Consider the following 23,910-nt stretch of genomic DNA (forward strand, 5'->3'; position numbering starts at 1 on the left):
CACGATTCGATAAATCGTTAATTAGCCCCATCATAGATAAGAAATGCCCGGCATCGAATGTAAAAATTCCTCCAGTGATTTTGGAGACCGACCATGCCGCATCTTGAAGCCGTGAACACCCCGCCCACTCGCGCCGATGTCTGGAACACCAGCAACGCCCAGTGTCGTGTGCACTACCAACTACTGGCCGAAGCCGAACCGGACCTGCTGTGCCGGGCGCTCAACCTGTTCGCTTTGCAGTTCCTGACGCCGCAACAGGTCAACGTACAGCGCACGGACGATCTGCTGGCGATCGACATCGTCATGGATGGACTGAGCTGGCACCGCGCTCAAGTGATCGCGGAAAAACTACGTAACCTGATCAGCGTCTGCTCGGTGGACCTGCAAGCGTCTGATTCCGCATGGGCTGAAGCCGCTCAGGCGACGGGCTGAAAAAACCTGATACGGATTCGTCGGGTAGTGGCCCAACGGTCGGTGGGTCCACGACTATCCTTTGCGAACTGTTGTTCACGAGGAGCCCGCATGTCCGTTCAACTTGCCTTTCAGGACCGCTGGCTGGATCTCAATGATTTGCTGCGCGAGCTGGTCGCCCAGGGCTTTATCAGCCAGGACTCGGCCGAGCACGCACTGAATGCCCGCCGCCGTCACGCCGCCAATGGCCAGATGCACCCACTGGAGTTCATCGCCAGCCAACAGCTGGATGACCTCAGCCGTCCCGGCAAACACCTCGATCTGGAAAGCCTGACCCTGTGGCTATCGCAGCAGGCCGGTCAGCCTTATCTGCGCATCGATCCGCTGAAAATCAACGTCGCGGCCGTTACGCCGCTGATGTCCTACGCCTTCGCCCAGCGCCACAAGATTCTCGCGGTGTCCATCGATCGCGACGCCGTGACCGTGGCCAGCGCCCAGCCTTACGTCAAAGGTTGGGAAGCCGACCTGACCCATGTGTTGAAGCTGCCGATCAAACGGGTGGTGGCCAACCCGGTGGACATCCAGCGCTTCAGCGTGGAGTTCTTTCGCCTGGCCAAATCGGTCAGCGGCGCGACCAACAACGATCATCAAACCAGCACCCTGGGCAATTTCGAACAACTGCTCAACCTCGGTGCCAGCGATCAGGAGCCGGACGCCAACGACGCGCACATCGTCAATATCGTCGACTGGCTGTTCCAGTACGCTTTCCAGCAACGCGCCAGCGATATCCACATCGAGCCCCGACGCGAGCAAGGCACGGTGCGTTTTCGCATCGACGGCGTGTTGCACAACGTCTATCAATTCCCGCCGCAGGTGACCATGGCGATTGTCAGTCGCCTGAAGAGCCTGGGGCGGATGAACGTCGCGGAAAAACGCAAACCCCAGGACGGCCGGGTCAAAACCAAGACCCCGGATGGCGGCGAAGTCGAACTGCGGCTGTCGACATTGCCGACGGCGTTCGGCGAAAAAATGGTCATGCGGATTTTCGACCCGGAAGTGCTGCTCAAGGACTTCGATCAGCTTGGGTTTTCCGCCGAAGACCTGCGCCGCTGGCAGGACATGACGAGCCAGCCCAACGGCATCATCCTCGTGACCGGCCCGACCGGTTCGGGCAAGACCACCACGCTTTACACCACGCTGAAAAAACTGGCGACGCCGGAGGTTAACCTCTGCACCATCGAAGACCCGATCGAGATGGTCGAGCCGGCCTTCAACCAGATGCAGGTCCAGCACAACATCGACCTGACCTTCGCTGCCGGTGTGCGCGCACTGATGCGGCAAGACCCGGACATCATCATGATCGGCGAGATCCGGGACCTGGAGACGGCCGAAATGGCGATTCAGGCCGCGCTCACCGGCCACTTGGTGCTATCGACGCTGCACACCAATGACGCGCCCAGCGCCATCAGCCGCCTGCTGGAACTGGGCGTGCCGCATTACCTGATCAAGGCCACGGTGCTCGGCGTCATGGCGCAGCGGCTGGTCCGTACGTTGTGCCCGCACTGCAAGGCCCCGCTGACCCTGAGTGAAGAAGACTGGCAAACCCTGACCAAACCCTGGCAAGCGCCATTGCCCGGCAATGCGCAACGCGCCATCGGCTGCCTGGAATGCCGCGACACCGGCTATCGCGGCCGCGCCGGGGTGTACGAAATCATGCAACTGACGGATGGCCTCAAAGCGCTGATCAACCCCGACACCGACTTGCTGGCGATACGGCGCCAGGCGTTCAAGGAAGGCATGCGCAGCTTGCGACTGTCGGGCGCACAGAAGGTGGCGGCGGGTTTGACGACGATCGAGGAGGTGCTGCGGGTGACACCGCAGAGTGAACAAAAGTAGCTGCGACCGTGATGGAACTCGGCAGGGTCATTGGCAATCCAACCCCGCGTAGTTAACCCAGTGGAGTCACCCATCATGCGTTTCAAACTTGCTGTTGCTACCCTCGCCGTGTTGTCCCTTCCAGTCGGTTCGGCGATGGCTGATGACAGCTTTTGGCGTAACGTCCTTACTTCCGGTGCCACCACCGGTTCGTCCTACCTGACCTCCAGGGATCAAAAGCTGATCGTCGCCGCCCAGGACGACGCCGGCAGCTTTGTCGCCAGTGACGGCGCTATTCGCGGCCCCTATCTGGAAGCCGCAATGCAGAAAGTCCGCGCCGACAACCCGGGCCTGCAGGCCACGGATATGGAACTGGCGAATGCGATCCTGGCGAAGAATGCCGTCGCGTCGAAGTAAGATTTACGGCTGAACAAAAATGCCGCTCACATGAGCGGCATTTTTTATGGGCAACACAAAACCCCTGTAGGAGCGAGGCTTGCCCGCGAAAGCGTCATGTCAGTCAACATAAATGTTGGATGTTAAGACGCTTTCGCGGGCAAGCCTCGCTCCTACAGGGCCGTGTGTGTTTCAGCGGTAGTCGTCCACCGGTACACACGCGCAAAACAGGTTCCGGTCGCCGTAGACGTTATCGACACGATTCACCACCGGCCAATATTTATGCGCCTTGGTGTGCGCGTCCGGCGTGACGCCCTGTTCGATGGTGTAGGGCCGCTCCCAAACCCCGGTGATGTCGGCCAAGGTGTGCGGCGCCCGTTTCAGCGGATTGTCTTCCGCCGGCCAATTGCCGTTTTGCACTTCGGTGATTTCCGCGCGGATACTCAGCATCGCCCCGATAAAGCGGTCCAGTTCCGCCTTCGATTCACTTTCGGTCGGCTCGACCATCAAGGTGCCCGGTACCGGAAAGGACATGGTCGGCGCATGAAAGCCGTAGTCCATCAGGCGCTTGGCGACGTCCTCTTCGCTGATGCCGGTCAGCACTTTGAGCGGCCGCAGATCAAGGATGCATTCGTGGGCCACACGCTCGTTACGCCCGGTGTAGAGCACCGGGAACGCCCCCGACAAATGCTGCGCGAGGTAATTCGCGGCGAGGATCGCCACTTCGCTGGCGTCCGCCAATTGCGGCCCCATCATCGCGATGTACATCCAGCTGATCGGCAAAATGCTCGCGCTGCCCCAGGGCGCTGCGCTGACTGCGCCGTTCTCCGGCAGCGGGCCGTCAATCGCCACTACCGGGTGGTTGGCCACGAACGGCGCCAGGTGCGCCCGCACGCCAATCGGCCCCATGCCGGGCCCGCCACCGCCGTGGGGAATGCAGAAGGTCTTGTGCAAATTCATATGGGAAACGTCGGCACCAATGTCCGCCGGCCGCGCCAACCCGACTTGCGCATTGAGGTTGGCGCCATCCATGTACACCTGACCGCCGTGACTGTGGATAACTTCACAGATCTCGCTGATGCCTTCCTCGTACACGCCGTGGGTCGAAGGGTACGTCGCCATCAGGCAGGCGAGTTTGTCGCCCGCTTCAGCAGCCTTGCCTTTCAGATCCTCCAGATCGACGTTGCCCGCCTCGTCACATTCGACGATCACCACGCGCATCCCGGCCATTTGCGCCGAGGCAGGGTTGGTGCCGTGGGCCGAGGACGGGATCAGGCAGATATCCCGCCCGCCTTGATGCCGACTCTCGTGGTATTTGCGAATCGCCAGCAACCCCGCGTACTCGCCCTGGGCACCTGAGTTGGGCTGCATGCAGATCGCATCGAAACCGGTGATCGCGCAGAGCCAGCGCTCCAGTTCTTCGATCATCAGCGTATAACCGGCCGCCTGCTCTTTCGGCACAAAGGGGTGCAAGTTGGCGAATTGCGGCCAGGTGATGGGGATCATTTCGCTGGTGGCGTTGAGCTTCATTGTGCAAGAGCCGAGCGGAATCATCGATTGGTTGAGCGCCAGGTCCTTGTTCTCCAATTGCTTGAGGTAACGCAGCATCTCGGTTTCGCTGTGATGGGCGCTGAACACTGGATGACGCAAGTAAGGCGAAGTGCGCAGCAGCCCGTCAGGAATGCCGGAAGGCAGGGTTTCAGCGTCCAGTTCGTCGACGTTGAGCCCGTGATCGGCACCCAGGAAGACATCGAACAACTTCGCCACGGTGCTTTCGTCAGAGGTTTCGTCGAGGCTGAGGCCCAATTGCCCGCGCCCCAGAATCCGCAGGTTGATCTGCGCGGCCTGCGCGCTTTCGATGATTGCGGTTTGAGTGCCACCGACCTCCAGCGTCAACGTGTCGAAGAAGTGTTTGTTCAGGCGGCTAATGCCGCGACGCTCCAGACCCGCGGCGAGGATGCAGGTCAGCCGGTGAACACGCTGGGCAATCTGCTTCAGCCCCTCCGGACCGTGGTAGACCGCGTAGAAACTGGCGATATTGGCCAGCAGTACTTGGGCGGTGCAGATGTTCGAGTTGGCCTTCTCCCGGCGGATGTGTTGCTCACGGGTTTGCAGGGCCATGCGCAACGCAATGTTGCCGCGCGCGTCTTTCGAGACGCCGATGATTCGCCCCGGAATCGCTCGTTTGTATTCATCGCGACTGGCAAAAAACGCCGCGTGGGGGCCGCCGTAACCCATGGGCACGCCAAACCGCTGGGACGAACCGAACACCACGTCGGCGCCCAACTCTCCCGGCGGCGTCAGCAACAGCAGGCTCAGCAGATCGGTGGCGACGCAGGCCAGGGCTTGCTGGGCGTGCAGGTGATCAATCCACGGACGCAGGTCGCGAATCTCGCCGTGGGTATCGGGATACTGCAACAGCGCGCCGAACACCTGGTGCTGTTTCAAGTTATCCACAGCGTCGATGATCAGCTCGAAACCGAAACCTGCGGCCCGGGTCTGCACCACGGATATGGTCTGCGGATGACAGTTTTCATCGACGAAGAACAGATTGCTCCTGGACTTGGCGACACGCTTGGCCAGAGCCATGGCTTCCGCCGCCGCCGTGGCCTCGTCCAGCAGCGAGGCATTGGCCAGTTCCAGGCCCGTGAGGTCGATGGTCAATTGCTGGAAGTTCAGCAGCGCTTCGAGCCGACCTTGGGCGATCTCCGGTTGATACGGCGTGTAGGCGGTGTACCAACCGGGGTTTTCCAGGACATTGCGCAAAATGACGGTCGGCGTCAGCGTGCCGTGGTAGCCCATGCCGATCAGGCTGGTCCAGACCTGGTTCTGCTCGGCGTAGCCACGCAGCTTGGCCAACGCGGCCTGTTCGTCGAGGGCGGGGGGCAGGTCTAGCGCCCGGTTAAGGCGGATTCCCGGCGGCACCGTCTGCTCGATCAGCTCGACACGGCTACCAACGCCGAGGCTGTCGAGCATCGCCTGCTGCTCGGCGGCATCGGGCCCGAGGTGACGGCGGAGGAAGGCATTGGGGTCGCGTAACTGGCTCAAGGACGGCAACTGGGACATGACGGGCTCTCTCTTGACTGGCGCTCAACGTCGATGCAACACGGTCAAACCAGCATAGCTCCCCTGTGCGAGGCATGGCGTCTTTGGACGCGGCCCGTCCCTGAAGCATACAAAACACGCCAAGTCTCTTCATGCCCTTTCATTCCAGCGATATATGCATCGCCGATAGTTATATATAGTTATTCTTACTCGCCAAAAATAAGTCCGAACATAATCACCCGTGCAACAGCGCCCGCAAATATGTGAAAAGCCAACACTTATAAAAACAACCAAACTCTTAAAAAAACCAATCGCGATAGATAGAATCAAAGCATAGCCAATAGATCTATAGCGCAATAATCCGCATGCTATGTTTGTTGAGGACTGGGCAACGGAACCAAAAAGCCACTACCCAGTTACAAACAACCCAAGCTACGCTTTATTCGAAATGGAGTTCAAAAATGAGCAGCCAACAAATAATTTTGTATATTGAAGAACAGCAACTGATTGCACAAAAAGAAAACAACTACAGTCTTTACCTGGCCAAAAAGGTAAATAATGATTTTACTGTTATCTGGCAATCAAAAGGTGCTGTGGCCACCGTTCGTAATCCTAGCTATCAATACCGCAACACATTCGATATCACGACACCATCCTTCAATGTCAACTTCACGAACGATCCGGTTCAACAAGGCGATGTCACCTTCACTTCCGGCGGAAAAAACCTGCCCATCAGTACCGGCCAGATTACAACACTGGATCAAAACGGTGTTTTTTCACCGGCCCAAAACGGCGGCGTGAAGTCAGATATTCTTATCAACAATAAACTCCAAGGCAATCCCCACCAGATACTGCTGGATTCCGATGGCAATAATATCTGGGTAAATCGCCAGAGCGGCATGAACATCGGCACCGCAACGCTGACACCCAAAGACCAATACCAACTGTGGTTCGGAAACCTTCAAGAAACTGGCTCACTGATTGCCCAAAACCTATCCAATCCCTATGTGGCAACCTTGCAGAATGGAGGCAGCATCACCCTCACCTATAACGACAGTGGCGACTGGGTGACTGGCGAGCCGGCCAACCGCCTCAGCGACAAGGAAGTCGCGGCGCTGCATGCCCGGGTGGGGATCAAAGTAGCGGCATAGTATGGAGGGTGGATCGAGCACCGTTTGCACAATGGACTGAAAGCCTTTCGTTTTACCGTTGACAGTCTTGAACGCGCAGACATGTTCAAAAAACCCTGTAAATCCTGGATCTACAGGGTTTTTTATTGACACTAGCAACGCGGTAGAAATACCGGACCGAATGGAAAACAGCCATGAGCGAACAGCAAATTATTGTTTATATCGAAGAGGCACAACTGATCGCCCAGAAAACCAACAATTACAGCCTCTACCTTGCAAAAATGGTAAATAACAGCTTTACCGCCATATGGTTAGCAAAGCCCGCCAAAGCCACAACAGGCCAGCCCAGCTATCAATATAAAAACACATTCGACATATCCAGCAACTCTTTTATGGTCAATTTTACAAACTCCCCAATACAACAAGGCGATATTACATTTACCTCGGGAGGCAAAAACCTTCCTATCAATACGGGACAAAAAACGACACTCGATGAATATGGCGTATTCAGCCCTGCCACAAATGGCGGTGTCTCTGGAGATATTTTAATCAACAACCAACTACTGGCCAATCCAAGCGAAATATTGCTGGACTCCAAAGGTAACAGTATTTGGGTGAACTGTTCAGGCGGCATGAGCATCGGTGCAACCACCATGACACCAAAAAACCAGTTCCAACTATGGTTCGGCACAGCCCAGGCGGCGGGGTCTTTAATCGCCGGAAATGTATCTAACTCTTACGTCGTCACGGTCAATGACGGAGAGACCAAAACAATCACTTACAACGACAGCGGTGTTTGGGTTCCGGGCGAACCGGCAACACGTCTGACAGACGACCAGATAACGGCGCTTCATGCCAGGGTAAACAAAGCGGTAGCAATGGCGGCATGATTGGTCAGCAAACCGTCACAGCAAGACTTCACCGCACGGCATTAAACAAAAACGCCGCGTTCTCCAGGCAAGGAAAACGCGGCGTTCTTGTAGCGGATCCGCTTTTGGCGATGTTTACTCGCCGATGGCGGCCTTGTAGCCAGCCGCATCAAGCAGCTTGTCCAGATCGGCGGTGTTGCTTGGCTTGAGCTTGAAGATCCAGGCACCGTACGGGTCGGAGTTGAGCAGTTCCGGATTGGCGCTCAGCTCTTCGTTGATCGCAATCACTTCACCGGCAACCGGGGAGTAGATGTCGGACGCTGCTTTAACCGACTCAACCACGCCGGATTGATCACCAGCTGCAAAGACGTTTCCTACTTCAGTCAGCTCAACGAACACCACATCGCCCAAGGCTTCCTGAGCGTGATCGCTGATGCCCACAGTGACGGTGCCATCGGCTTCCAGACGGGCCCATTCGTGACTTTCGGCAAAACGCAGGTCGGCAGGGATATCGCTCATATTCTGTGTCCTCAAGAAAATTGTCAGCGGTCGTTGCCCGCCAGAAAAGGTTAAATCAAGGTTTTGCCATGGCGTACGAAGGTCGGTTTGACCACTCGGACCGGGTACCACTTGCCACGGATTTCCACTTCTGCGCGGTCGGCAGTCGCCATTGGCACGCGCGCCAGTGCAATCGACTTGCTAAGCGTAGGAGAGAAACTACCACTGGTGATCTCTCCTTCGCCAACATTGGCGATGCGGACCACTTGATGAGCGCGCAAAACCCCACGCTCCTCAAGGACCAGCCCCACCAGTTTGTGCTGCACGCCGCCTGCCCGTTCAGCTTCCAGAGCGCCCCGGCCGATGAACTGGCGAGAGGCCGGCTCCCAGGCAATGCTCCAGGCCATGTTCGAGGCCAGCGGCGAAACATCTTGATGAATGTCCTGACCGTACAGGTTCATGCCGGCTTCGACACGCAGCGTATCCCGTGCGCCAAGGCCGATCGGCGAGATGCCTGCACCCACCAGATCGTTGAAGAAACCCGGTGCCTGACTGGCCGGCAAAATGATTTCCAGACCGTCTTCGCCGGTGTAGCCGGTGCGCGCGATGAACCAGTCACCGTCAGGCTGGCCTTCGAACGGCTTGAGCAACTGGATCAGGTTGCCGCGAGCCTGGGTGACCAGTTCGGAGATTTTGTGTCGGGCATGGGGGCCTTGAATGGCCAGCATCGCCAGCTCGGAGCGCTCGTTGAGCTGCACATCGAAGCCGTCGAGGTACGCCTGCATCCACGCCAGGTCCTGATCGCGGGTGGAGGCATTGACCACCAGGCGATAACCGTCCTCGAGGCGATAGACGATCATGTCGTCGACGATGCCGCCACGTTCATTGAGCATGGTGCTGTACAAGGCACGGCCGGGGCTGTGCAGGCGTTCGACGTCGTTGGCCAGCAAATGCTGGAGCCAGGCCTTGGCCTGCCCGCCGCTGACATCGATCACGGTCATGTGGGATACATCGAAAACCCCGCAATCGCGGCGCACCTGATGGTGTTCCTCGACCTGCGAGCCGTAATGCAGAGGCATATCCCAACCGCCAAAATCGACCATCTTCGCGCCGAGGGCGAGATGAAGGTCATACAGAGGCGTACGCTGTCCCATGGGTTTCTCCTTCCGGGCGTGGCGAAGGTGCGGGCCGGTACTGCACGGAGTGAACGCCTTGAAATAGAAGGCTTTCAGCCGATTTCAGCAACCGGGTCTGTAGGACGGACCGCACCGAATGCCGCGCATTGTAGCCTCAAGGTGTAGGACTGACACCTAGGTGTTTCGATGCGCTGAACGTCGAATCAATCCGATGACCGGTAACAGCCCGACCAAAACCAGGGTCAGCGCCGGCAATGACGCCCTCGCCCACTCGCCCTCGCTGGTCATTTCGAAGATGCGCACGGCCAGCGTATCCCAGCCAAACGGGCGCATCAGCAGGGTCGCGGGCATTTCCTTGAGCACATCGACGAACACCAGCAACGCAGCGCTCAATGTGCCGGGCAGCAATAACGGCAGATACACTTTGAAAAACAGTCGCGGACCACCGACCCCAAGGCTACGTGCCGCTTCGGGCAAAGATGGCCGTATACGCGCCAGGCTGTTTTCCAGTGGCCCGTAAGCCACCGCGATGAATCGCACCAGATAGGCCAGCAGCAAGGCCGACAGGCTGCCCAAAAGCAATGGCTTGCCGGCACCACCCAACCATCCCGACAGCGGTATCACCAGCTCGCGATCCAGATAACTGAACGCCAACATGATCGACACCGCCAACACCGAACCCGGCAACGCATAGCCGAGATTGGCCAGGCTGACACCGGAGCGGATCGCCCGGGTCGGCGCCAGGCGCCGGGCAAATGCCAGCACCAGCGCAACGCTGACAGTAATCAGCGCCGCCATGCCGCCCAGATACAAGGTGTGGACGATCAGGCCGGTGTAACGCTCATCCAGGTCGAAACGCCCGCGCTGCCAGAACCACACCACCAATTGCAGCACCGGGATCACGAAGGCGCAGGCAAACACCAGACCGCACCAACTCATCGCTGCCAGCGCTTTGAAGCCGCGCAGGTGATACAGCGCTTTGACTCGCGGTCGTTCATTGCTCGCGCGGTTGGCCCCGCGTGCGCGGCGCTCGCCGTACAGCACGACCATCACCACCAACAGCAACAGGCTGGCCAGTTGTGCGGCAGTCGAAAGACTGAAGAAGCCGTACCAGGTTTTGTAGATCGCCGTCGTGAACGTGTCGAAGTTGAACACCGACACCGCACCGAAATCCGCCAGGGTTTCCATCAGCGCCAACGCCACGCCCGCACCGATGGCCGGGCGTGCCATCGGCAGCGCGACGCGCCAGAACGCCTGCCACGGCGATTGCCCCAGGACTCGCGCCGCTTCCATCAGGCCTTTGCCTTGAGCGAGAAACGCCGTGCGCGCCAGCAGGTAAACGTAGGGATAGAAGACCAGTACCAGAACGAGGATGACGCCGCCGGTCGAGCGGACTCGCGGCAGTCGCAGGCCCGTACCGAACCATTCGCGCATCAACGTTTGAACGGGACCGGCAAAATCCAGCAATCCGACGAAGACGAACGCCAACACGTAGGCGGGAATTGCGAACGGCAGCATCAACGCCCAATCCAGCCAGCGCCGACCGGGGAATTCGCAGAGGCTGGTAAGCCAGGCGAGGCTGACACCCAGCAGCGTTACGCCGGCACCGACGCCAAGCACCAGGGTCAGCGTGTTGCCCAGCAGCCGCGGCATCTGCGTGTCCCAGAGGTGGGACCAGATTTGATGATCGATGGTTTGCCAGGAGAGCAACAGAACGCTGAGGGGCAGCAAGACCAGCGCAGCGATGGCGAAGACCAGGGGATACCAGCGGCGTTGGGCGGGGTGGGCCAAGGACAAGCTCTCAAGCGGATGGACGATACACAGAGGCCATTGTAGGAGCGAGCCTGCTCGCGATGAACGACACAACACCGCGGACCGTCAGGCACCCCGCGTTATCGTTGACGTTTTTCGCGAGCAGGCTCGCTCCTACAGGGTCAGCGGTGTCTGCACACAGGCGGGGCGCAGTATATCGACAGACTCAGTTCCAGCCAGCCCGATCCATCATGCGAATCGCTTCAGCCTGACGTTTGCCAGCGACTTCCACCGGCAAGGTATCGGCGACGAACTTGCCCCAGGCGGCGACTTCCGCGGACGGCGCCACCGTAGGGTTTGCCGGGAACTCCTGGTTCACATCAGCGAAGATCTTCTGCGCCTCAGGCGTGGTCATCCACTCCACCAACGCCTTGGCCGCTTCCGGGTGCGGCGCGTGCTTGGTCAGGCCAATGCCCGAAAGATTGACGTGTACGCCTCGATCAGCCTGATTCGGCCAGAACAGCTTCACCGCCAGGTCAGGCTTCTGCTTGTGCAGACGGCCGTAGTAGTAAGTGTTGACGATGCCGACGTCGCACTGGCCAGCGTTGATTGCTTCCAATACCGCGACATCATCGGAGAACACGTCGGTGGACAGGTTGTTGACCCAGCCTTTGAGGATCTTCTCGGTTTTCTCGGCGCCATTCACTTCGATCATGGTGGCGGTCAGTGACTGGTTGTAGACCTTCTTCGCCGTACGCAGGCACAGGCGGCCTTCCCAGTTCTTGTCGGCCAGACCTTCGTAAGTGGTCAACTCGCCCGGTTTCACCCGGTCGGTGGAGTACGCGATGGTCCGCGCCCGCAGGCTCAGGCCGGTCCAGGCATGAGAAGCCGCACGGTATTGCGGTGGGATGTTGGTGTCGATGGTTTTCGAAGTGAAAGGTTGCAGGATGCCCATCTGCTCGGCTTGCCACAGGTTGCCGGCATCGACGGTCAGCAGCAGGTCGGCGGTGGCGTTCTCGCCCTCGGCCTTGATGCGCTGCATCAGCGGGGCTTCCTTGTCGGTGATGAACTTCACCTGTACGCCGGTTTTCGCGGTGTAGGCGTCGAACACCGGTTTGATCAGCTCGTCGATACGCGAGGAGTAAACCACCACCTCGTCAGCGGCCTGGGCGACGGTGCTGCCGATCAGGGTCAGGGCGAGTGCTGTCAGTAGACGCTTCGGTGCCAACATGGGAGCGATCTCTCGATTCGAAAAGTGAGACCAAATGATAAGGACTCACATTTACCTTCTCAATCGAACAGTTTGCGGAGGAGTTACCAGATGTTGCATGGCTAGGGATGTGTAGCGGATGTGTCGACGCCTTCGCGGGCAAGCCTCGCTCCTACAGGTTTTGTGTTGTACGCCAATGTCGCGATCAACTCGAAACCTGTAGGAGCGAGGCTTGCCCGCGAAGGGGCCATCAGCTCCAGCGAAAGTCAGGCCTTGGCCAGAGCCGGCAGATCCCCGGTCAACCCCAACGCCTCACGCACAAACAACGCCTTGGCCTCCGGCATCTGCTCGACGATCTTCAAACCGGTATTACGCAACCAGCGCACCGGCAGCGGATCCGCCTGGAACAAGCGCTCGAAGCCTTCCATCGCGGCCATCAACGCCAGGTTATGCGGCATGCGCCGACGCTCGTAACGGCTCAGCACTTTCGCATCCGCCAACCGCTCACCCCGTTCGGCCGCTTGCAGCAGCACTTCAGCCAGGACCGCGGCATCCAGGAAACCGAGGTTCACCCCCTGCCCGGCCAACGGGTGAATGGTGTGCGCCGCGTCGCCGATCAGCGCCAGACCTTCGGCCACATACCGCTTGGCATGACGTTGGCGCAGCGGCACGCACAGACGTGGGTCGGCGCTCAGCACCGTACCGAGCCGGCCTTCAAAGGCGCGTTCCAGTTCGAGGCAAAACGCTGTGTCGTCCAGCGCCATCAGCCGTTCGGCTTCGCTCGGCGTGGTCGACCAGACAATCGAACACCAATCCTGCTGGCCGTCGCGCTCCAGCGGCAGAAACGCCAAGGGACCGTTGTCGGTGAAGCGCTGCCAGGCCGTCATTTGATGAGGCCTGGTGCTGCGCACACTGGTCACGATCGCATGGTGCAGATAATCCCACTCGCGCGTGGCCACCCCGGCCAGGCGCCGAACCGCCGAGTTGGCGCCATCCGCCGCAATCACCAGCGGCGCACGCAAGGTGCGGCCATCGGCGAGCGTCAGCAGCCAGTCATCGCCGGAGCGGCGCATCTGCTCCAGGCGCGCATTGGCCAGCATCCCGAGGTCGCAGTCGTGCAAACGGTCGAGCAAGGCGTCCTGAACCACGCGGTTCTCGACGATATGCCCGAGCACCTCGGCATGCACGCTGGCGGCGGAAAAGTGGATCTGCCCGGTGCCGCTGCCGTCCCAGACATGCATGTCGGTGTACGGGCTGCTGCGCCGGCTCGCGATGCCGTCCCACACGCCGAGGCGTTCAAGAATCCGCTGGCTGGCCGCCGACAACGCGCTCACGCGCGGTTCGAACGGCGCTTGCCCGTCGAAGGGTTTGACGCTCATCGGGCTGCCGTCCAGCAGCAGGACTTCCAGCCCGCTGTCCTGTAACGCCAGCGCCAGGGCGCTGCCGACCATTCCGGCCCCGACAATCAGCAGATCTGCGCGCATGTCCATGCTTTAAGCCTGTCTCGCTTGCGGCTTGAGCCGCACGTAAAGGGTTTTCTGGACCCGCGCCACCAAGGTGCCGGCGCCGTCGTGGATATCGACCTGCAATTGCGGCAGGTATTTTTCGCCGTTCGCCGTTTGCCGGCGGACCTCGTCGAGCAAGGTCTCGTCGACCCTGAAGTTGGCGAACACCGGGCCTTTGCCCGGCGAGATGAAATCGATGTCTGCCGTTTTGTCCCAGACGATGTAATTGCGTCCGAGGTTTTCCATCAGCATCAGCATGTAGAACGGATCGACCATCGAATACAGGCTGCCACCGAACTGCGTGCCGACGTAATTGCGGTTGTACCTGCCCAGGCCCATGGACACCGTGATGTCCCGGAAATCATCGCTGATGTGCCGCACGCGAACCCCGGCGCCCAGGTACGGCGGGTAGAAGGTCATGATCCAACGCATCAACCGCGCTTTGCCGAACCTGCTCGTCAGCCACTTACGCATCTGGACGCGTACCCAGGCCCATGGCCTGTCGGGCGAACCAGCGCTTGGCCGGCGGCAGCAGATCGAGGCCGAGCAGGCCGATGTTACGGCCCAGCGAAACCAGCGGTTGAGTGCTGCCGAACAACCGCGTGACCTGATCGGAGAAGCCCACGGTCAGGTTCTGATCCATCCGCTGGCGTTCGCGGTAAGCCTGCAAGGTCGCGAAATCGCCGAGCGAGGTCTCGCTCGCCAGCAGCGCATCCGCCAACGCTTGCGCATCACGCAGCGACAGGTTGAAACCCTGGCCGGCAATGGGGTGCAGGCTGTGGGCGGCGTTGCCGAGGATCGCCAGATGCGGACGCACCTGCTCCTCGGCTTCGATCAGCGTCAACGGATAAAGATGCCGTGCGCCGACCTGTTTCAACGTGCCGAGGCGGTAACCGAACACGCCCTGCAATTCGCTGAGGAAACTGCGTTCATCCAGGGCCGCAAGCCGTTGCGCGTCCATGCCCAGACGGGTCCAGACCAATGCGCAACGATTTTCCGGCAACGGCAACAACGCCATCGGACCGTCGTCGGTGAAACGCTCGAACGCCATGCCGTTGTGCGCTTCGCTCGGAGTAATGTTGGCGATCAGCGCGCTCTGGTTGTACGGGCGCTTTTTGATGCCGATCCCCAGTTGCTCGCGCAGACCGGAACGGCCGCCATCAGCGAGCACTGCGAGGTCGCACTCCAGCATTGTTTCGTCGCTGAGGGTCAGGCGATAGCCGTCGGTCAGCGGTTCCATGCGCGTGACTTCCGCCGGGCAGCGCCAAGTGACCACGTCCTTGTCCAGACCTTGCCAGAGGCATTGGCCAAGCCAGGCGTTTTCCACCACATACCCCAGCGCCGGCACACCCTCTTCCATCGCCGACAAGCGCGCGGTGGAGAAACGGCCACGGTCGGAAACGTGAATCTGCTTGATCGGCTCGGCACGGCGGGAGATTTCCTGCCACACGCCCAACCGTTGATAAATCTGTTTGGCACCGTAGGACAACGCCGAAGAACGGGCGTCGTAGCTCGGTTGATAGGTGTGGCCGGGGGCAAACGGTTCGATCAGCACGATCTTCCAGCCGCGCGCCTTGGCTCCGGCCTGCAAGGCCAACGCCAGGCTGGCACCGACCAGGCCGCCACCGATAATTGCCAGATTGACTCGACTCATGCTGCTTTTGTCCGCGCTTGCGCCATCAAGGCTTCAATCTCGGCGACCGTTTTCGGTACGCCATTGGTCAGGATTTCACAGCCGGTTTTGGTGACCACGACGTCGTCCTCGATGCGCACGCCAATGCCGCGCCATTTCTTCGCTACGTTCTGGTTGTCCGGGGCGATGTAGATCCCCGGTTCCACGGTCAGCGCCATGCCGACTTCCAGCACGCGCCATTCGCCGCCGACCTTGTACTCGCCGACGTCATGCACATCCATGCCCAGCCAGTGGCCGGCGCGGTGCATGTAAAACGCTTTATAGGCTTCGCTGGCGATCAGTTCGTCGACGTTGCCCTGCAACAGGCCCAACTTCACAAGACCGGTGGTAATCACCCGGACCGTGGCTTCGTGCGCCTGATTCCAGTGTTTGTTCGGGGCGATTTCGGCAAAGGCTGCTTCCTGTGAAGCCAGCACCAACTCGTAGATCGCCTTCTGTTCCGCTGAATACTTGCCGTTGACCGGCCAGGTGCGCGTGATGTCGCTGGCGTAGCAGTCGATCTCGCAACCGGCGTCGATCAGCACCAGATCGCCGTCCTTGAGCACCGCGTCATTCTGCTGGTAATGCAGGATGCAGCTGTTGCGCCCCGCCGCGACGATCGAACCATACGCCGGCATCTTCGCCCCGCCCTTGCGGAACTCGTAATCAAGCTCGGCTTCAAGGCTGTACTCATGCAACCCGGCCCGGCTGGCCTGCATCGCGCGAATATGCGCCTGAGCGGAAATCCGCGCGGCTTCGCGCATCACCTTCACTTCTGCCGCCGATTTATACAGGCGCATGTCGTGCAGCAGATGATCCAGCGCAACGTATTCGTTCGGCGGCTGCGCACCGAGGTGCGCCTTGGAGCGGATCACGTTGATCCATTCCATCAGGTGGCGATCGAATTCCGGGTTGCTGCCCATGGCCGAATACACTCGGTCGCGTCCTTCGATCAGGCCCGGCAGGATGTCGTCGATGTCAGTGATGGGGAAAGCGTCGTCGGCACCGAAGTCGCGGATCGCGCCTTCCTGACCGGCACGCAGGCCGTCCCAGAGTTCTCGCTCGGCGTTGCGCTCACGGCAAAACAGCAGGTATTCGCCATGCTCACGACCCGGCATCAGCACGATAACGGCTTGAGGCTCGGGGAAACCGCTGAGGTACTGGAAGTCGCTGTCCTGGCGGTAAACATGCTCGACGTCGCGGTTGCGGATGGCGACCGCGGCGGCGGGCAGGATCGCGATGCTGTTGGGTTCCATCTGCGCCATCAAGGCCTTGCGGCGACGGCTGTATTCCGATTTCGGGATATGAATCATGGGCAGATGGCTTTTCCTGGCTCGCGATTAATGCAACGACGGTTTGGCGGCAGCCGGCGCGTCTGGCTTGCGGGTTTCCGAGAACAGCAGCAGCGGCGCGACACGCAGGTACTCCATGACTTCCATGTAGTCGCTTTCGCCGTCGTCGGACTCTTCCAGCGCGTCTTGCACCTGGGAAATGGCCGCCAGATCCTGCAACACTTCGGTGGCCTCGGTGCTGAGCATACTGCTGTCGCGGCAGTTCAGACCGAAACCGCTGAGGAAGCCCTGGCACCATTGACCCAGTGCAGCGGCACGGTCAGCCAGCGGCGCGTCATCGGTCGGCAGCAGCAGAACGACAGTCACGTCGTCGCCGGTGAGTTCGCCCTTGACCATCTCTTGCAAGCCGATCAAGGCATTGCGAACGTTGTCTTGCGGCTCGCCTTCGAGCAGCTCGGCGGCATCGATCAGCCACTCTTCTGCATTGAAACCGGCACCGGCGCAACTGCGACCGAGCAGCAGGCCATGCAGTTCGGCAGGCGAGACGTTGTGACCGCTGGAAGTCAGCAGGGTGGCGAAGGCTTGGTACGGAGAATTCTGAATGGGCATGGGCAGCTAGGCGCCAGACGGCGCTATGTCTAGAATGAAGGCCTTGTATCCTACATCGACTACCCCTGTAGGAGCGAGCTTGCTCGCGATGAACCCGAGAACGCCGCTGGGTGTCAGGGACCCAGCGTTATCGTTGGCGACCATCGCGAGCAAGCTCGCTCCTACGGCTCAACACCCATCAGACATTTCAGTGGACACAATGGAAGACACCGACCTGCAAGCGCTGATGGCCAGACTCGAACTGCTAATTGATCGAGTCGAGCAACTTAAGAGTCAAAATGGACTCCTACTAGCTCAGGAAAAAACCTGGCGCGAGGAACGCGCTCACCTCATTGAAAAGAACGAAATCGCCCGGCGTAAGGTCGAATCGATGATTTCGCGCCTCAAGGCCCTGGAGCAAGACTCATGAGTTCAAGCAATAGCGTCACCGTGCAGATCCTCGACAAAGAATATTCGATCATTTGCCCCCAGGAAGAGCGCAGCAACCTGGTGAGCGCCGCCCGTTACCTGGACGGCAAGATGCGCGAGATCCGCAGCAGCGGCAAAGTCATCGGCGCAGATCGCATCGCCGTGATGGCTGCGCTGAACATCACGCACGACCTTCTGCACAAGGAAGAGCGGCCGGATGTACAGGTCAGCGGTTCGACCCGCGAGCAGGTGCGCGACCTGCTGGATCGCGTCGATCTGGTGCTCGCCACCGATCCAGACGTCACCAAGGGCTGATTCGTCCGACCGCTTGGGTTATACTCGCAACACTCCCTGGGGTGCTTGCCAGTTGACCACGTCCCTGAGCCGATTCGCACTACCCTGGAGGCTGCACGTTGGGCTGGTGTGCATGTCCGCTAGACGGAAAGCCTTAAAGCCTACTGCATCTTCCACCTTGAACTTTCGGGTTCAAGGGCTAAGTCAGCAGCGGTTCATCCGGGGAGCCTGATTCCAGTCCGATGCCGGTTTAAATACCGGCATCGGCTTTTTTACGGGTACGCTTTGTGTACCCGCACTGCCGAAGCCCGAATCCATGACCGAACCTGCGCTGCTGCCCCGCCCGCAACTTCGACGCATGCTGCGCAAGGCCCGCCGCGCACTGACAGCCAGTCAGCAGCGCCAGGCCGCTCGCGGGCTGTACAAGCAATTGGCCCAGCAGCCGTTGTTTCGCCGCGCCAAACATATCTCGCTCTATTTACCCACCGACGGTGAAATCGATCCGCGCCTGTTGCTGCGCGCCGCACAACGTCGGGGCAAGGCGACTTACCTGCCGGTGCTCAGCGCCTGGCCGCGAACCAAAATGGTGTTCCAGCGGATTCGCCCCGGCGAAAAGCTCCAACCCAATCGCTTCCGTATTCTCGAACCCAGGCACAACCTCGCCCGACAACGCAAAGTCTGGGCGCTCGATCTGGTGCTGTTGCCGCTCGTGGGATTCGACGATGTCGGTGGCCGACTCGGCATGGGTGGTGGTTTCTACGACCGGAGCCTGGCGTATCTGGCGCGGAGGAAAAACTGGCGCAAGCCGACGCTATTGGGGCTGGCCCATGAATGTCAGAAGGTCGGAAGACTGGCTCAGGCGAGCTGGGATGTGCCGTTGCAAGGAACGGTTACAGACAAGGCGTGGTATTTCGCAGACTAGACGCCACTCGAATCAGCGGCGTCGAAAAGACAGGTTCAGCGCTTGAAGGCTGACGGCTGTTGTTGCTGCGCGATTTCAATCGGCGCATCGGTCTTGTTGCTCCACAAGCTTTGGGCATAGCCAGTGGTCACGACGCCAAGGCCGAACAAAATAACCAAAATCCATAGTAAATCCGGTTTGCGTTTCATCGATTGCCCCCCAAAGGCACATCAATACGATGACAGCAGCGGTTTCCGTTGTAGGTGTAGGCCGTGCAGCAGCGTCAAGCTTAGAAGGCCGGCATTTTGCGACAACGTGAACCGACACGCAAACGCTGGCGTCAACCGACCGTCGGTTTGTCATAAAATCGCCCGACAACTTGTCCACCTGACTCGCAAGGAGCAAAAACCATGGCCTATTGGCTGATGAAATCCGAGCCCGACGAGCTCTCGATCAAAGGTCTGGAGAAGCTCGGCAACGCGCGCTGGGATGGGGTTCGCAACTATCAGGCGCGTAACTTTTTGCGTGCGATGGCGGTCGGCGACGAGTTCTTCTTCTATCACTCCAGCTGCCCGGAGCCCGGGATTGCCGGGATCGGGAAGATTGTCGAAGCGGCGTATCCGGACCCAACGGCGCTGGAGCCGGAGAGTCATTATTACGACCCGAAGGCCAGCGCCGAGAAAAACGCCTGGAGCGCGATTGATGTCGCGCATGTGGAGACGTTTTCCAGGGTGTTGAAGCTGGATTATTTGAAGCAGCAGACTGCGTTGGCGGAGATGCCGCTGGTGCAGAAGGGTTCGCGGTTGTCGGTGATGCCTGTTACCGCTGAACAGTGGGCGGCGGTGATTGCGTTGCGCTGACACGCTTTTTGTAGGAGCCGGCTTGCTGGCGATGGCGATGTAACAATCAATATGGATGTTGAATGTTAAACCGCTATCGCCAGCAAGCCGGCTCCTACAAATCCAGCATTACTGGATAATCAGGTTGTTGAACAACAAATCCTCAACCACCGGTTTGCCGGTTTCATCGCTCATGATCTGCTGGGTTTGCTTCAACGCTTCCTGACGCAGCTTTTCCTTCCCCTCGATGCTGTTCATCGCCTCGGTGGTTTGCTGGGTGAACAACGCCACCAGTTGATTGCGAATCAACGGTTCATTGGCCTTCACCTGTTTGGCCGCCTCATCACCAGTGACCCGCAATGCTACGTCAGCCTTGAAGACCTTCAACTTCGCCGTGCCATCCAACCCATAGTTGCCCACGAATGGCGGGCTCAGGGTGAGGTAGCTGACTTTCGGGGCTTCACCTTCTTTGGCGGCTTCTTCAGCCACTGCTGCCACAGGCAGAGACAGGGCCAGCAACAACATGATCCACGCTTTCACAATTCGCTCCTTATCCGGTTTGCGGCCTAGCATAACGACCCGCCGCGCAAGCACAAGCTTATGGCTGACTATCAGGGCGGGGCATGCTCGTTGACCCGTCGACTCACACACCTACACTTATCGGCCATCACTCCCAAAGGAATAGCCCTGATGAAAGCCGTGCTGTGCAAAGCCTTCGGTCCTGCCGAATCGCTGGTGCTGGAAGACGTCGCCAGTCCTGTCGCGAAGAAGAATGAAATCCTGCTGGACGTGCACGCCGCCGGGGTGAATTTCCCGGACACGCTGATCATCGAGGGCAAATACCAGTTCAAGCCGCCCTTCCCGTTTTCGCCGGGCGGCGAAGCGGCTGGCGTGGTCAGCGCAGTGGGCGAAAAAGTCAGCCACCTGAAAGTCGGCGATCGGGTCATGGCCCTCACCGGTTGGGGCAGTTTCGCCGAACAGGTCGCGGTGCCAGGCTACAACGTGCTGCCGATCCCGACCTCCATGGACTTCAACACCGCTGCCGCATTCAGCATGACTTACGGCACTTCAATGCACGCGCTCAAGCAACGCGGCAACCTGCAACCGGGTGAAACCCTGCTGGTGCTCGGTGCTTCTGGCGGTGTCGGCCTGGCCGCCGTGGAAATCGGCAAAGCCATGGGCGCCCGCGTGATTGCTGCCGCCAGCAGTGCCGAAAAACTGGCCGTGGCCAAGGCTGCCGGTGCCGATGAACTGATCAACTACACCGAAACCAGCCTCAAGGACGAAATCAAACGCCTGACCGATGGCCAAGGTGCGGACGTGATCTACGACCCGGTCGGCGGCGACCTGTTCGACCAGGCCATCCGCGCCATCGCCTGGAACGGCCGGTTGCTGGTGGTCGGTTTCGCCAGCGGCCGCATTCCGGAATTGCCGGTGAACCTCGCACTGCTCAAGGGTGCAGCGGTGGTCGGCGTGTTCTGGGGCTCCTTCGCCCAGCGCCAACCGCAAGACAACGCGGCGAACTTCCAGCAATTGTTTGGCTGGTTCGCCGAGGGCAAGCTGAAGCCGCTGGTGTCGCAGGTGTACCCGCTGAGCAACGCGGCGCAGGCGATCAATGATCTTGGCCAGCGCAAGGCGGTCGGGAAAGTGGTGGTGCAGGTTCGCTGAGTCGCAGCAGGATACAAAAAGGCCAGAACAACTGATGAGGTTGTTCTGGCCTTTTCGATTACATGACCAGCAGAAAGACAGCGCTCCAAACTTTTCGTCAAAGCAACTCACGAATTTCCTTCGGAAGAAAATGCACGTACCGCGTCGCTTGATGCGTATTCATTTCCCAAAGTCCCGCCCTACGCCGGGCATCGCTGCGCCATAAAAGGTTGTGAGCTAACAATTCCCACAGCGCCCTTCACTTATACCTGAGCGACATGTTCGTAAAGGAACATGCAATCTCCAACATTTCCGCTGTTTGGTCGATGTGAACCAGTGCTATTTTCGGTAACGAAACTGTAACATTCGCATCCGCAGTCAAAACAAGAAATCTGGAGCTCTTGAATGTTTGCTTTCTTTCGTCCTGCCGCACATCAGGCTCCATTGCCTGAAGAAAAAATAGACAGCGCCTACCGACGGCATCGCTGGCAGATCTTCGCCGGCATATTCATCGGCTACGCGGGTTACTACCTGCTGCGCAAAAACTTCTCCCTGGCCATGCCCTATCTGATCGAAGAGGGCTATACCCGCGGTGAGCTGGGCCTGGCGTTGTCGGCGATTGCTATCGCCTACGGCTTGTCCAAGTTCCTGATGGGCATTGTTTCCGACCGTTCCAACCCACGCTTCTTCCTGCCGTTCGGCTTGCTGGTTTCGGCTGGCGTGATGTTCATTTTCGGTTTTGCGCCCTGGGCCACGTCCAGCGTGACCATCATGTTCATCCTGCTATTTATCAATGGATGGGCGCAGGGCATGGGTTGGCCGCCGAGTGGCCGGACCATGGTCCACTGGTGGTCGCAGAAGGAACGCGGGGGCGTGGTGTCCCTGTGGAACGTGGCGCACAACGTCGGTGGTGGTTTGATCGGCCCGCTGTTCCTGCTCGGCATGGGCCTGTTCAATGACTGGCACGCGGCGTTTTACGTGCCTGCGGCAGTGGCCATGGCCGTGGCGGTATTTGCCTTCGCCACCATGCGCGACACGCCGCAATCGGTTGGCCTGCCACCGATCGAGAAGTACAAGAACGACTACCCGGAAGGCTACGACGCCAGTCACGAAGAAGAATTCAGCGCCAAGGAAATCTTCGTCAAATACGTACTGCGCAACAAAATGCTCTGGTACATCGCCATGGCTAACGTCTTTGTCTACCTGCTGCGTTACGGCGTGCTGGACTGGGCACCGACCTACCTCAAGGAAGCCAAAGGTTTCAGCGTGGATAAAACCTCGTGGGCCTATTTCCTTTACGAGTGGGCAGGTATTCCCGGGACGCTTCTGTGCGGCTGGATGTCGGACAAGATCTTCCGTGGCAACCGTGGCCTGACCGGCATGGTGTTCATGGCGTTGGTGACCGTGGCGACGCTGGTTTACTGGCTCAACCCGGCCGGCAACCCGACGGTCGACATGATCGCGCTGATCTCGATTGGTTTCCTGATCTACGGCCCGGTGATGCTGATCGGTTTGCAAGCGCTGGAACTGGCGCCGAAGAAAGCCGCCGGTACGGCAGCGGGCTTCACGGGTCTGTTCGGTTACCTGGGTGGTTCAGTCGCGGCCAGTGCAGCCATGGGCTACACCGTGGACCATTTCGGCTGGGACGGCGGTTTCGTCTTGCTGATCGGCGCGTGCCTGCTGGCAATGGCCTTCCTTGCGCCAACCTTGTGGCACAAGCAGATCGCCAGTCAGACCCGCGAAGCCATCGCCTGATCGACCTTTGATTTGCAGCGCTTGAGCCGCGCCTCCAGATTCCGATCTGGCATGGCGTGGCTACGCAGGGCGTTGGCGGTCTGCTCGACATAATCGCGAGTGGTGCCGTAACGCCCGCAAGCGTTTTCGAACACGTGGCTCAGCACGTGATCCGGCAGGTTGCCGGCATAGCTGGGCAGGTGTCGCTCCAACACGAATCCCAATGCCTGAACCTGATTGCCATCTTCGAGACGGCAGTTCAACCAGTGTGGGCGATAAGAAGGGAATGGCATTTCGCGCTGCCACAAGGCATACAGCGACGCTTCGAGTTGTTCTTCGGGCAAGCGATAAGCGAAGCCGCTGCAAGAGCCGCCGCGATCCAGGCCAAATACCAGCCCCGGTACTTCCGGCGTGCCGCGATGTTCGTGGGACCACAGGTACAAACCGCGATGGTAGCCATGCACCCGGCCGCGAACCCGTTCAACCGCTGCGCACTCAGGGCGCCAGATCAGCGAGCCGTAAGCGAACAGCCAGACCGGCCCACCCTTGTGGCGCGCCATGGTCGACTGCATCGAGCTGAGCAATTGTTCGTGCGTCAGCTGCGGCCCCAGATCGAGCCGCGGAGGGTAAGCCAGATTCATAAAAGCAGATTCAATGGCGCTCATGGCGAATAGCGTTCAGCTCCCC

At 59.5% G+C, this 23,910-nt stretch carries 24 protein-coding genes and 1 other RNA gene; 12 read left to right on the forward strand and 13 right to left on the reverse strand.

Annotated features, from left to right (window positions below; all coding sequences use genetic code 11):
• The first annotated feature begins 93 nt into the window (after positions 1-93).
• The 3 genes from J4E42_RS07215 (at position 94) to J4E42_RS07225 (ending at position 2,703) form a co-directional block, all read left to right on the forward strand.
• Positions 94-432 (forward strand): hypothetical protein, encoded by a 339-nt coding sequence (locus J4E42_RS07215; protein ID WP_192227506.1) that lies wholly within the window; start codon positions 94-96, stop codon positions 430-432.
• A gap of 90 nt (positions 433-522) precedes the next feature.
• Positions 523-2,307 carry a GspE/PulE family protein gene (locus tag J4E42_RS07220; protein WP_008040718.1) on the forward strand — a complete coding sequence of 595 codons (1,785 nt, stop codon included), beginning with the start codon at positions 523-525 and terminating at the stop codon, positions 2,305-2,307.
• 75 nt (positions 2,308-2,382) lie between these two features.
• Complete coding sequence (locus J4E42_RS07225; RefSeq protein WP_008024239.1) at positions 2,383-2,703, forward strand: DUF2388 domain-containing protein; 321 nt, start codon at positions 2,383-2,385, stop codon at positions 2,701-2,703.
• Between the two features lie 171 nt (positions 2,704-2,874).
• Here the strand turns inward: J4E42_RS07225 and gcvP are convergent, their stop codons facing one another.
• Entirely contained in the window at positions 2,875-5,748 is a 2,874-nt protein-coding gene (gcvP, locus tag J4E42_RS07230) for an aminomethyl-transferring glycine dehydrogenase (RefSeq protein ID WP_207284908.1), read from the reverse strand.
• A 440-nt stretch (positions 5,749-6,188) separates the two neighbouring features.
• Here gcvP and J4E42_RS07235 point away from each other — a divergent pair, with 440 nt between their 5' ends.
• On the forward strand, positions 6,189-6,878 hold the full coding sequence (locus tag J4E42_RS07235; protein ID WP_207284909.1) for a hypothetical protein: 690 nt from the start codon (positions 6,189-6,191) through the stop codon (positions 6,876-6,878).
• Positions 6,879-7,051: 173 nt separating this feature from the next.
• Positions 7,052-7,747 (forward strand): hypothetical protein, encoded by a 696-nt coding sequence (locus J4E42_RS07240; protein WP_008040705.1) that lies wholly within the window; start codon positions 7,052-7,054, stop codon positions 7,745-7,747.
• A 114-nt stretch (positions 7,748-7,861) separates the two neighbouring features.
• Here the strand turns inward: J4E42_RS07240 and gcvH are convergent, their stop codons facing one another.
• The 9 genes from gcvH to J4E42_RS07285 all read right to left on the reverse strand — a co-directional run bounded on the left by gcvH (position 7,862) and on the right by J4E42_RS07285 (position 17,400).
• Positions 7,862-8,245, reverse strand: coding sequence for a glycine cleavage system protein GcvH (gene gcvH / locus J4E42_RS07245; protein WP_008040704.1), 384 nt, complete (start codon positions 8,243-8,245; stop codon positions 7,862-7,864).
• A gap of 50 nt (positions 8,246-8,295) precedes the next feature.
• On the reverse strand, positions 8,296-9,378 hold the full coding sequence (gene gcvT, locus J4E42_RS07250) for a glycine cleavage system aminomethyltransferase GcvT (RefSeq protein WP_207284910.1): 1,083 nt from the start codon (positions 9,376-9,378) through the stop codon (positions 8,296-8,298).
• A 156-nt stretch (positions 9,379-9,534) separates the two neighbouring features.
• Complete coding sequence (locus J4E42_RS07255; RefSeq protein WP_008024249.1) at positions 9,535-11,151, reverse strand: iron ABC transporter permease; 1,617 nt, start codon at positions 11,149-11,151, stop codon at positions 9,535-9,537.
• Between the two features lie 187 nt (positions 11,152-11,338).
• Positions 11,339-12,343 carry an extracellular solute-binding protein gene (locus J4E42_RS07260; protein ID WP_207284911.1) on the reverse strand — a complete coding sequence of 335 codons (1,005 nt, stop codon included), beginning with the start codon at positions 12,341-12,343 and terminating at the stop codon, positions 11,339-11,341.
• 245 nt (positions 12,344-12,588) lie between these two features.
• Positions 12,589-13,806: a 2-octaprenyl-3-methyl-6-methoxy-1,4-benzoquinol hydroxylase gene (locus J4E42_RS07265; protein ID WP_177318868.1), complete on the reverse strand. Its 1,218-nt coding sequence runs from the start codon at positions 13,804-13,806 to the stop codon at positions 12,589-12,591.
• Positions 13,807-13,815: 9 nt separating this feature from the next.
• The gene (locus tag J4E42_RS07270; protein WP_008040698.1) at positions 13,816-14,301 is read right to left on the reverse strand and encodes a DUF4442 domain-containing protein; all 486 of its coding nucleotides are present in this window, start codon (positions 14,299-14,301) and stop codon (positions 13,816-13,818) included.
• Complete coding sequence (ubiH, locus tag J4E42_RS07275) at positions 14,294-15,481, reverse strand: 2-octaprenyl-6-methoxyphenyl hydroxylase (RefSeq protein WP_008024259.1); 1,188 nt, start codon at positions 15,479-15,481, stop codon at positions 14,294-14,296. Before ubiH ends, J4E42_RS07270 begins: the two co-directional genes overlap by 8 nt.
• A complete protein-coding gene (gene pepP, locus J4E42_RS07280; protein ID WP_008040694.1) occupies positions 15,478-16,812 on the reverse strand; it encodes a Xaa-Pro aminopeptidase in 1,335 nt (444 codons plus the stop codon). Before pepP ends, ubiH begins: the two co-directional genes overlap by 4 nt.
• 27 nt (positions 16,813-16,839) lie before the next feature.
• On the reverse strand, positions 16,840-17,400 hold the full coding sequence (locus tag J4E42_RS07285; protein ID WP_008024262.1) for a YecA family protein: 561 nt from the start codon (positions 17,398-17,400) through the stop codon (positions 16,840-16,842).
• Positions 17,401-17,599: 199 nt separating this feature from the next.
• Between J4E42_RS07285 and J4E42_RS07290 the strand changes: the two genes are divergently transcribed.
• The 4 genes from J4E42_RS07290 (at position 17,600) to J4E42_RS07305 (ending at position 19,024) form a co-directional block, all read left to right on the forward strand.
• Complete coding sequence (locus tag J4E42_RS07290; RefSeq protein WP_003177365.1) at positions 17,600-17,809, forward strand: TIGR02449 family protein; 210 nt, start codon at positions 17,600-17,602, stop codon at positions 17,807-17,809.
• Complete coding sequence (locus J4E42_RS07295) at positions 17,806-18,123, forward strand: cell division protein ZapA (RefSeq protein WP_008024266.1); 318 nt, start codon at positions 17,806-17,808, stop codon at positions 18,121-18,123. Before J4E42_RS07290 ends, J4E42_RS07295 begins: the two co-directional genes overlap by 4 nt.
• Positions 18,124-18,153: 30 nt before the next feature.
• A non-coding RNA gene (ssrS, locus tag J4E42_RS07300) (6S RNA) lies at positions 18,154-18,332 on the forward strand.
• Between the two features lie 86 nt (positions 18,333-18,418).
• The gene (locus tag J4E42_RS07305) at positions 18,419-19,024 is read left to right on the forward strand and encodes a 5-formyltetrahydrofolate cyclo-ligase (RefSeq protein ID WP_008024267.1); all 606 of its coding nucleotides are present in this window, start codon (positions 18,419-18,421) and stop codon (positions 19,022-19,024) included.
• 35 nt (positions 19,025-19,059) lie between these two features.
• Here J4E42_RS07305 and J4E42_RS07310 read toward each other — a convergent pair whose 3' ends face one another.
• A complete protein-coding gene (locus J4E42_RS07310) occupies positions 19,060-19,212 on the reverse strand; it encodes a hypothetical protein (protein ID WP_008024268.1) in 153 nt (50 codons plus the stop codon).
• Between the two features lie 201 nt (positions 19,213-19,413).
• Between J4E42_RS07310 and J4E42_RS07315 the strand changes: the two genes are divergently transcribed.
• Entirely contained in the window at positions 19,414-19,863 is a 450-nt protein-coding gene (locus tag J4E42_RS07315) for an EVE domain-containing protein (protein WP_207284912.1), read from the forward strand.
• A gap of 108 nt (positions 19,864-19,971) precedes the next feature.
• Here J4E42_RS07315 and J4E42_RS07320 read toward each other — a convergent pair whose 3' ends face one another.
• Positions 19,972-20,382, reverse strand: a complete 411-nt coding sequence (locus tag J4E42_RS07320) for a flagellar basal body-associated protein FliL (protein WP_192227498.1) — start codon at positions 20,380-20,382, stop codon at positions 19,972-19,974.
• Between the two features lie 150 nt (positions 20,383-20,532).
• Between J4E42_RS07320 and J4E42_RS07325 the strand changes: the two genes are divergently transcribed.
• Entirely contained in the window at positions 20,533-21,510 is a 978-nt protein-coding gene (locus J4E42_RS07325) for an NADPH:quinone oxidoreductase family protein (protein WP_008024273.1), read from the forward strand.
• A 384-nt stretch (positions 21,511-21,894) separates the two neighbouring features.
• A complete protein-coding gene (gene glpT / locus J4E42_RS07330) occupies positions 21,895-23,244 on the forward strand; it encodes a glycerol-3-phosphate transporter (protein ID WP_017341398.1) in 1,350 nt (449 codons plus the stop codon).
• On the opposite strand, the gene J4E42_RS07335 is transcribed toward glpT, so the two are convergent.
• Positions 23,220-23,888, reverse strand: a complete 669-nt coding sequence (locus J4E42_RS07335) for a gamma-glutamylcyclotransferase (protein ID WP_192227496.1) — start codon at positions 23,886-23,888, stop codon at positions 23,220-23,222. The two genes, glpT and J4E42_RS07335, sit on opposite strands and share 25 nt — an antisense overlap.
• Positions 23,889-23,910 lie beyond the last annotated feature (22 nt).

The organism is Pseudomonas sp. FW300-N2A2, from assembly GCF_017351735.1.
GTDB classification, from domain to species: domain Bacteria; phylum Pseudomonadota; class Gammaproteobacteria; order Pseudomonadales; family Pseudomonadaceae; genus Aquipseudomonas; species Aquipseudomonas migulae.